At 70.3% G+C, this 7,298-nt stretch carries 9 protein-coding genes and 3 tRNA genes; all 12 read left to right on the forward strand.

Annotated elements, in window-relative coordinates; all coding sequences use genetic code 11:
• The first annotated feature begins 28 nt into the window (after window positions 1-28).
• Complete coding sequence (locus VFR90_RS00095; protein WP_326403835.1) at window positions 29-907, forward strand: branched-chain amino acid ABC transporter permease; 879 nt, start codon at window positions 29-31, stop codon at window positions 905-907.
• Window positions 904-1,881 (forward strand): branched-chain amino acid ABC transporter permease, encoded by a 978-nt coding sequence (locus VFR90_RS00100; RefSeq protein WP_326403837.1) that lies wholly within the window; start codon window positions 904-906, stop codon window positions 1,879-1,881. Before VFR90_RS00095 ends, VFR90_RS00100 begins: the two co-directional genes overlap by 4 nt.
• Complete coding sequence (locus tag VFR90_RS00105) at window positions 1,878-2,636, forward strand: ABC transporter ATP-binding protein (protein WP_326403838.1); 759 nt, start codon at window positions 1,878-1,880, stop codon at window positions 2,634-2,636. Before VFR90_RS00100 ends, VFR90_RS00105 begins: the two co-directional genes overlap by 4 nt.
• Window positions 2,636-3,364, forward strand: coding sequence for an ABC transporter ATP-binding protein (locus VFR90_RS00110; protein WP_326403839.1), 729 nt, complete (start codon window positions 2,636-2,638; stop codon window positions 3,362-3,364). Before VFR90_RS00105 ends, VFR90_RS00110 begins: the two co-directional genes overlap by 1 nt.
• A 191-nt stretch (window positions 3,365-3,555) precedes the next feature.
• Window positions 3,556-4,128 carry an anthranilate synthase component II gene (locus VFR90_RS00115; RefSeq protein ID WP_326403840.1) on the forward strand — a complete coding sequence of 191 codons (573 nt, stop codon included), beginning with the start codon at window positions 3,556-3,558 and terminating at the stop codon, window positions 4,126-4,128.
• Window positions 4,125-5,189, forward strand: a complete 1,065-nt coding sequence (trpD, locus tag VFR90_RS00120; protein ID WP_326403842.1) for an anthranilate phosphoribosyltransferase — start codon at window positions 4,125-4,127, stop codon at window positions 5,187-5,189. The genes VFR90_RS00115 and trpD overlap by 4 nt, the downstream gene beginning before the upstream one ends.
• Window positions 5,186-5,983, forward strand: a complete 798-nt coding sequence (trpC, locus tag VFR90_RS00125) for an indole-3-glycerol phosphate synthase TrpC (protein ID WP_326403844.1) — start codon at window positions 5,186-5,188, stop codon at window positions 5,981-5,983. The genes trpD and trpC overlap by 4 nt, the downstream gene beginning before the upstream one ends.
• Complete coding sequence (locus VFR90_RS00130; protein WP_326403846.1) at window positions 5,980-6,732, forward strand: uracil-DNA glycosylase; 753 nt, start codon at window positions 5,980-5,982, stop codon at window positions 6,730-6,732. The genes trpC and VFR90_RS00130 overlap by 4 nt, the downstream gene beginning before the upstream one ends.
• Before the next feature lie 20 nt (window positions 6,733-6,752).
• Window positions 6,753-6,838: transfer RNA gene (locus VFR90_RS00135), tRNA-Tyr, on the forward strand.
• Window positions 6,839-6,884: 46 nt separating this feature from the next.
• Window positions 6,885-6,958 (forward strand) — tRNA-Gly (locus VFR90_RS00140).
• Window positions 6,959-7,027: 69 nt separating this feature from the next.
• Window positions 7,028-7,102, forward strand: a tRNA-Thr gene (locus VFR90_RS00145).
• A 46-nt stretch (window positions 7,103-7,148) separates the two neighbouring features.
• The coding region (locus tag VFR90_RS00150; protein ID WP_326403849.1) for a GTP-binding protein at window positions 7,149-7,298 on the forward strand (150 nt) is incomplete at its 3' end.

Consider the following 7,298-nt stretch of genomic DNA (forward strand, 5'->3'; position numbering starts at 1 on the left):
CTTCGATGACGCGCGGCCTCCTCCGGCCATGGACCTCGCCAGCTTCCTGATCCAGTCGCTCAACGCCGTGCAGTACGGCCTGCTGCTGTTCCTGGTGGCGAGCGGGCTCACGCTCGTCTTCGGGATCATGGGCGTGATCAACCTCGCGCACGGCAGCTTCTACATGGTCGGCGCCTACATGGCGTTCGCGCTGTCGCCGGTGGTCGCGCGCTTTGGCGGCGGCTTCTTCGCGATGCTCGCGCTGGGGCTGGTGCTCGCGGTGCTGTTCGGCTACCTGCTCGAGTGGCTGTTCTTTAGCTACCTCTACCAGCGCGAGCACCTGCAGCAGGTGCTGATGACCTACGGCCTGATCCTCGTCTTCGAGGAGCTGCGCAGCATCGCGGTGGGCGACGACGGGCACGGCGTCGCGCCGCCGCCGCTGCTTGCCGGCAGCATCGCGCTGGGCGAGGTGATGACCTACCCGGTCTACCGCCTCTTCATCTCGGCGGCCTGCATCGCGATCGCGCTCGGCATGTACTTCGTGATCGCGCGCACCCGGCTCGGCATGCGCGTGCGCGCCGGGGCGTCGAACCGCGAGATGGTGCGGGCGCTCGGCATCGACATCCGGCTGCTCTACCGCATCGTGTTCGCGGCGGGCGTCGCGCTCGCGGCGCTGGCCGGGATGATCGCGGCGCCGGTCAGCTCGGTATATCCCGGCATGGGCGCCCAGGTGCTGATCGTCTGCTTCGTCGTCGTGGTGATCGGGGGCATCGGCTCGGTGCGCGGCGCGCTGCTCGCGTCGCTGCTGGTCGGCGTCGTCGACACCTTCGGCAAGGTGCTGATCCCGCAGGCCGCGGGCGTGCTGGTCTACGTGCTGATGGCCGCGATCCTGCTATGGCGGCCCGAAGGCCTGTTCAAGTCGGCATGAAGCTCGACGCGCGCGGCTTGTCGGTGCTGATCGGCTTCGCGCTGCTGGCGGCGGTGCCGTGGCTGGTCGGCGAGTTCTATGCCGACCTCGCGGTGAAGGTGATGGCGCTGGCCATCTTCGCGCTGAGCCTGGAGCTGCTGGTCGGCCAGACCGGGCTGGTCTGCTTCGGCCACGCGGCCTTCTTCGGCATCGCGGCCTACGTCGCCGCGCTGTTGAGTCCCCAGAGCGGCGGCGCGGCGATCTGGTGGCTGCTGCCGGCGGCGCTGGCGGCCTCGGGCGTCTACGCGCTGGCCGTCGGTGCGCTGTCGCTGCGCACCCGGGGCATCTACTTCATCATGGTCACGCTCGCCTTCGCGCAGATGGCGTACTACGTGTTCCACGACACGCCCTTCGGCGGCGGCACCGACGGCGTCTACCTCTACTTCAAGCCGGAGGTGAAGCTGGGCAGCCTGACGCTGGTCGATCTGGAGCAGCGCAAAAGCTTCTATTACTTCGTGCTCGGCGCGCTGGCCTTCTGCTTCGGCGCGCTGGCGCTGCTGCTGAGGAGCCGCTTCGGCCGCGTGCTCGCCGGCATCAAGGCCAACGAGCAGCGGCTGCGCGCGGCCGGCTTCGCGACCTACCCGTACAAGCTCGCCGCCTTCGTCGTCGCGGCGATGTTCGCGGGGCTCGCCGGCTTCGTCGTCGCGCTGAAGGACGGCTACGTGAACCCGGAGATCCTGAGCTGGCACCAGAGCGGCGCGGTGCTGCTGATGATCATCCTCGGCGGCCTCGGCCACCTGCGCGGCGCGGTGCTCGGCGCGGTGGCGTTCACGCTGCTGCAGGAGCTCTATCAGTCGCAGGCGGTGTTCGGCGCGTTCGCGAAGCACTGGCAGCTGCTGCTCGGGCTGACGATCATCGCCTTCGTCGCGGCGCTGCCCGACGGCCTGATGGGGCTCGGGCGCCTGCTGCGGCGTCGCCCGCGGAGCCAGGCATGAGCGGCGAGTTGTGGCTTGAGGCCTCGAACGTGTCGCGCCACTTCGGCGGGCTCAAGGCGGTCGACGAGGTCTCGCTCGCGCTGGCGCGCGACGAGGTGCATGCGGTGATCGGCACCAACGGCGCGGGCAAGTCGACGCTGATCAACGTGCTGTCGGGCGAGATCGCGCCGAGCGCCGGCAGCGTCACGCTGCTGGGGCAGGACGTGACCCGGCTGTCGCAGCCGCGGCGGGCGCAGGCGGGCCTCGGCCGCAGCTACCAGCGCAACACCATCTTCGCGAACTTCACCGTGCTGGAGAACGTGCGGCTTTGCGCGCAGGCGCGGCTGCAGCGGCCGTGGCGCTTCTGGGAGGCGGCGGGTGCTTGCAGCACGAGCCTCGATGCGGCGCACGAGGCCCTGGAGCGCGTCGGCCTCGCGGCGCAGGCAGGGCAGATCGCCGGCGTGCTGTCGCACGGCCAGAAGCGCCAGCTCGAGATCGGCATGTGCCTCGCGACGAGGCCGCGGGTGATCCTGCTCGACGAGCCGCTCGCCGGCATGGGCGCGGAAGAGACGGACCGCATGCTCGCGCTGCTCGCGAGCCTGAAGCCGGCGCACGCGATCCTGCTGGTCGAGCACGACATGGACGCGGTGTTCCGCATCGCCGAGCGGATCACGGTGATGGTCAACGGTCGCGTGCTCGCCAGCGGCACGCCGGCCGCGGTGCGGGCGAACCGCGAGGTGCAGACCGCCTACCTCGGCGAGGCGCAGGCGCTCTGATGGCCGCCGTGCCGCTGCTCGACGTGCGCGGGCTGCACACGCAGTACGGCGCGAGCCGGGTGCTGCACGGCGTGTCGCTGTCCATCGGCGCCGGCGAAGCTGTCGGCCTGCTCGGTCGCAACGGCATGGGCAAGACGACGCTGATCCGCTCGGCGCTCGGCCTCGTGCGCCCGAGCGCCGGCACGGTCGCGGTGCGCGGCCGCGACTGCACCACCGACGCCCGCAACCTGCGCGCCGAACGCATCGCGCGCCTGGGGCTGGGCTACGTGCCCGAAGGCCGCCAGATCTTCCCGAACCTGAGCGTGCGCGAGAACCTGCTGGTCGCCGCGCGAGCCGGCCCCGACGGCCGCAGCGACTGGGACCACGACCGCGTCATCGCGACCTTCCCGCGCCTCGCCGAACGCCTCGGCCACGGCGGCCAGCAGCTCTCGGGCGGCGAACAGCAGATGCTCGCGATCGGCCGCGCGCTGATGACGAACCCCGAGCTGCTGATCCTCGACGAGGCGACCGAGGGCCTCGCGCCGCTGATCGTGGCGGAGATCTGGCGCACGCTGACGGCGATCCGCGCGACCGGCATGGCCTGCCTCGTCGTCGATCGCAACCTGCGCGCGGTGCTCGCGCACACCGATCGCTGCCTGGTGCTGGAAAAGGGCCGCGTGGTGCTCGAAGGCGGCTCGGCGCAGCTCGCGGCCGACGAGGCGGCGTTGCATCGGCACCTCGGGGTTTGACCGGCCGGGCCGCGCGAGGCCGTGGCGATAATCCGGCGCATGTCGCAGCAAGCCTTCGTCCCGAACGTCGCTCTCCAGCGCTGGCGCAAGCCGCAACGCTGAATCCCTTGCGCCGCGATGGCGCCCCGAGCGACCGGCGCGTCCGACCCCGAAGCGCGCCGCCCCCGAAGGCCCCGACAGGATCGAACGCCATGCTGCTGATGATCGACAACTACGACAGCTTCACCTTCAACCTCGTGCAGTACTTCTGCGAGCTGGGCGAGGAGGTGAGGGTCCACCGCAACGACGAGATCACGCTCGACGAGATCGAGGCGCTCAAGCCCGACCGCCTGGTGCTTTCGCCCGGGCCCTGCTCGCCGGCCGAGGCGGGCGTGTGCATCGGCGCGATCCAGCGCTTCGCGGGCAGGCTGCCGATCCTCGGCGTGTGCCTCGGCCACCAGGCGATCGGCGCCGCGCTCGGCGGCAAGGTGGTGCGCGCGCAGGTGCAGATGCACGGCAAGGCCAGCACGATCAGCACCGACCGGCGCGGCGTGTTCGCCGGGCTGCCCGAGCAGTTCGAGGTGATCCGTTACCACTCGCTCGCGATCGAGCGCGCATCGCTGCCGGCGGAGCTCGAAGTCACCGCCACCGTGCCCGACGGCGAGATCATGGGCGTGCGCCACAGGACGCTGGCGATCGAGGGCGTGCAGTTCCACCCGGAGTCCATCCTCACCGAGCACGGCCACGCGATGCTGAAGAACTTCCTCGAAGGAGCGCCCCGATGAGCGACCCCACCGTGCCCGCCGCCGGCTCGGCGATCACCGACATCGCCGCCCTGCAGCGGGTCATCGAGCACCGCGAGGTCTTCCACGACGAGATGCTGCAGTTGATGCGCCGCGTGATGAGCGGCGAGATGACGCCGGTGATGATCGCGGCGCTGGCGGTCGGCCTGCGCGTCAAGAAGGAGACGATCGGCGAGATCGCCGCGGCCGCGCAGGTGATGCGCGAGTTCGCGCTCGGCGTCGAGGTGGCCGACAAGACACACCTCGTGGACATCGTCGGCACCGGCGGCGACGGCTCGCACACCTTCAACATCTCGACCGCCAGCATGTTCGTCGCGGCCGCCGCCGGCGCGCGGGTGGCCAAGCACGGCGGGCGCAGCGTGTCGTCGACCTCGGGCAGCGCCGACGTGCTCGAAGCGTTCGGCGCGCGCATCGACCTGAAGCCCGCGCAGGTCGCCGAATGCCTCGCCGAGACCGGCATCGGCTTCATGTTCGCGCCCAACCACCACCCGGCGATGAAGCATGCCGCGCCGGTGCGCCGCGAACTGGGCGTGCGCACGATCTTCAACATCCTCGGGCCCCTGACCAACCCGGCCGGCGCGGCGAACCAGCTGATGGGCGTGTTCCACCCCGATCTTGTCGGCATCCAGGTCCGCGTGCTGCAGCGGCTGGGCGCCGGCCATGCGATGGTGGTCTATGGGATGAGCGGGCTCGACGAGCTGTCGCTTTCGGGCGAGACGATGGTCGGCGAACTGAAGAACGGCGAGGTGCGCGAGTACACCGTGCACCCGGGCGACTTTGGCTTGAGCGTCGCCGACGGGCGCAGCCTCCAGGTCGCCGGCAAGGACGAGTCGCTCGCGGTCATCAAGCGCGTGCTCGCGAACGAGGCCGGCGCGGCGCGCGACATCGTCGCGCTCAACGCCGGCGCGGCGCTCTACGTCGCCGGCGTGGCCGCGTCGATCGCCGACGGCGTGGGCCGCGCCCGCGAGGCGCTTGCCAGCGGCGCGGCGGCCGCGAAGCTCGAGCGCTTCGTGGCAGTGACACGGAAGCTCGCCGCGGCATGAGCGACATCCTCGAGCGCATCGTCGCGGTGAAGCACGAGGAACTGGCGCTGGCGCGCCGGCGGCGCTCGCTGGCGTCGCTGCGCGAGGAGGCCGAGAGCGCCGAGCGGCGCACCGATCTGCGCGATTTCGTCGGCGCGCTGCGGGCGCGCATCGGGTCCGGCAGGCCGGCGGTGATCGCCGAAGTGAAGAAGGCAAGCCCGAGCAAGGGCGTGTTGCGCGAGCACTTCGTGCCCGGTGCGATCGCCGAAAGCTACGCGAAGCACGGCGCGGCGTGCCTGAGCGTGCTGACCGACGAGCGCTTCTTCCAGGGCTCGGCAGCCTTCTTGCAGGAGGCGCGCGCCGCCTGCGCGCTGCCGGTGCTGCGCAAGGACTTCGTGGTCGACGAGTACCAGGTCCACGAAGCGCGGGTGATCGGCGCCGACTGCATCCTGCTGATCGCCGCCTGCTTGGCCGACGCGCAGATGGCCGACCTCGAAGCCGCCGCGCAAGCCCTCGGGATGGCGGTGCTGGTCGAGGTGCACGACGGCGCGGAGCTCGACCGCGCACTGCGCTTGAAGACGCCGCTGGTCGGGATCAACAACCGCAACCTGCGCAGCTTCGAGGTCACGCTGGAGACGACGCTCGGCTTGCTGGAACGCGTGCCGGCAAGCCGGCTGCTCGTCACCGAAAGCGGCATCCTGGCTCGCGCCGATGTGGGGCGCATGCGCGAAGCCGGCGTGCATGCCTTCCTCGTCGGCGAAGCCTTCATGCGTGCCCGCGACCCGGGTGCAGCGTTGGCCGAGCTGTTCGATTGAGCTGCTTCACCGGCGGGCTTGATCGCGAGTTCGATCGGGTCGATCCGAGCTGGCGCGAAGTCACCGAGCCGTTTCGGCGCTCCGAGCGCGGGCGGCGGTTGATCGAGTTCGTCGATGCTCGCGTGGCGGCGGGCGCGATGGTCTATCCGCCGCAGCCGCTGCGGGCGCTGGCGTTGACGCCGCGTGACGCCGTGCGCGCGGTCATCGTCGGCCAGGATCCGTACCACGGCCCGGGTCAGGCGGAAGGCCTGGCGTTCTCGGTCGCTCCCGGCCAGCGGCTGCCGCCGAGCCTGCGCAACCTGTTCAAGGAAATTGGCCGCGATCTGGGCGGCCGGCCAGCGCCCTCCGGCAGCCTGCTGGCCTGGGCGCAGCGCGGCGTGCTGTTGCTCAACAGCGTGCTGACCGTCGAAGACGGCCGGCCCGCAAGCCATACCGGCCGCGGCTGGGAAGCGCTCACTGATGCGGTCGTGGAGGCGGTCTGGCAGTCGCCGGCCCCCACCGCGTTCTTGCTGTGGGGCGCTGCCGCGCAGAGCAAGCTTGCGAAGCTGGATCCGGTAGGCAAAGCCCATCGCGTCTGGCGCTCGAACCACCCGTCGCCGCTTTCGGCGACGCGCGGCCCGGAGCCCTTCATCGGCTGCGGCCACTTCGGCGCGTCGGCGCGCTTTCTCGAAGCCGCCGGACGGCCGTTGAACTGGCGCCTCGACGTGGCAGCCGACTCGGGCATCGTCGGAGCCCATGGAGAGCCGTGATACAGTCGCCGGCTCGTCGCGGAGGGGTGCCCGAGTGGCTAAAGGGGGCAGACTGTAAATCTGTTGGCTTACGCCTACGCTGGTTCGAATCCAGCCTCCTCCACCACGACGAACCCGCTTGCATCGACTGGTTCGAAGGCCCGGAAGGCAAGGCGGGAGTAGTTCAATGGCAGAACCTTAGCCTTCCAAGCTAATGACACGGGTTCGATTCCCGTCTCCCGCTCCAGCGAAGTCTCTGCATCGTTTTCCAGTTCGTCAGTGATGTGCGCGCCGCTGCACGCAGACCAGTGACGATGCCCATGTGGCTCAGTGGTAGAGCACTCCCTTGGTAAGGGAGAGGTCGCGCGTTCGATCCGCGCCATGGGCACCAACCGCAAGGCTCGTTCACAGCGACGTTTCCAGTCAGGAGATCCGACATGGCCAAGAGCAAATTCGAGCGCACCAAGCCGCACGTGAACGTGGGGACGATTGGGCACGTGGACCACGGCAAGACGACGCTGACGGCGGCGATCACGACCGTGCTGTCGAGCAAGTTCGGAGGTGAGGCGAAGGCCTACGACCAGATC

The organism is Methylibium sp., assembly GCF_035762065.1.
Classification (GTDB): Bacteria; Pseudomonadota; Gammaproteobacteria; order Burkholderiales; family Burkholderiaceae_C; genus Methylibium.

Excerpts from the sequence above, each read along its gene's own strand:
- VFR90_RS00095 (WP_326403835.1), top strand. The coding sequence starts at position 29 with ATGGACCTCGCCAGCTTCCTGATCCAGTCGCTCAACGCCGTGCAGTAC.
- VFR90_RS00100 (WP_326403837.1), top strand. The coding sequence starts at position 904 with ATGAAGCTCGACGCGCGCGGCTTGTCGGTGCTGATCGGCTTCGCGCTG.
- VFR90_RS00105 (WP_326403838.1), top strand. The coding sequence starts at position 1,878 with ATGAGCGGCGAGTTGTGGCTTGAGGCCTCGAACGTGTCGCGCCACTTC.
- VFR90_RS00110 (WP_326403839.1), top strand. The coding sequence starts at position 2,636 with ATGGCCGCCGTGCCGCTGCTCGACGTGCGCGGGCTGCACACGCAGTAC.
- VFR90_RS00115 (WP_326403840.1), top strand. The coding sequence starts at position 3,556 with ATGCTGCTGATGATCGACAACTACGACAGCTTCACCTTCAACCTCGTG.
- trpD (WP_326403842.1), top strand. The coding sequence starts at position 4,125 with ATGAGCGACCCCACCGTGCCCGCCGCCGGCTCGGCGATCACCGACATC.
- trpC (WP_326403844.1), top strand. The coding sequence starts at position 5,186 with ATGAGCGACATCCTCGAGCGCATCGTCGCGGTGAAGCACGAGGAACTG.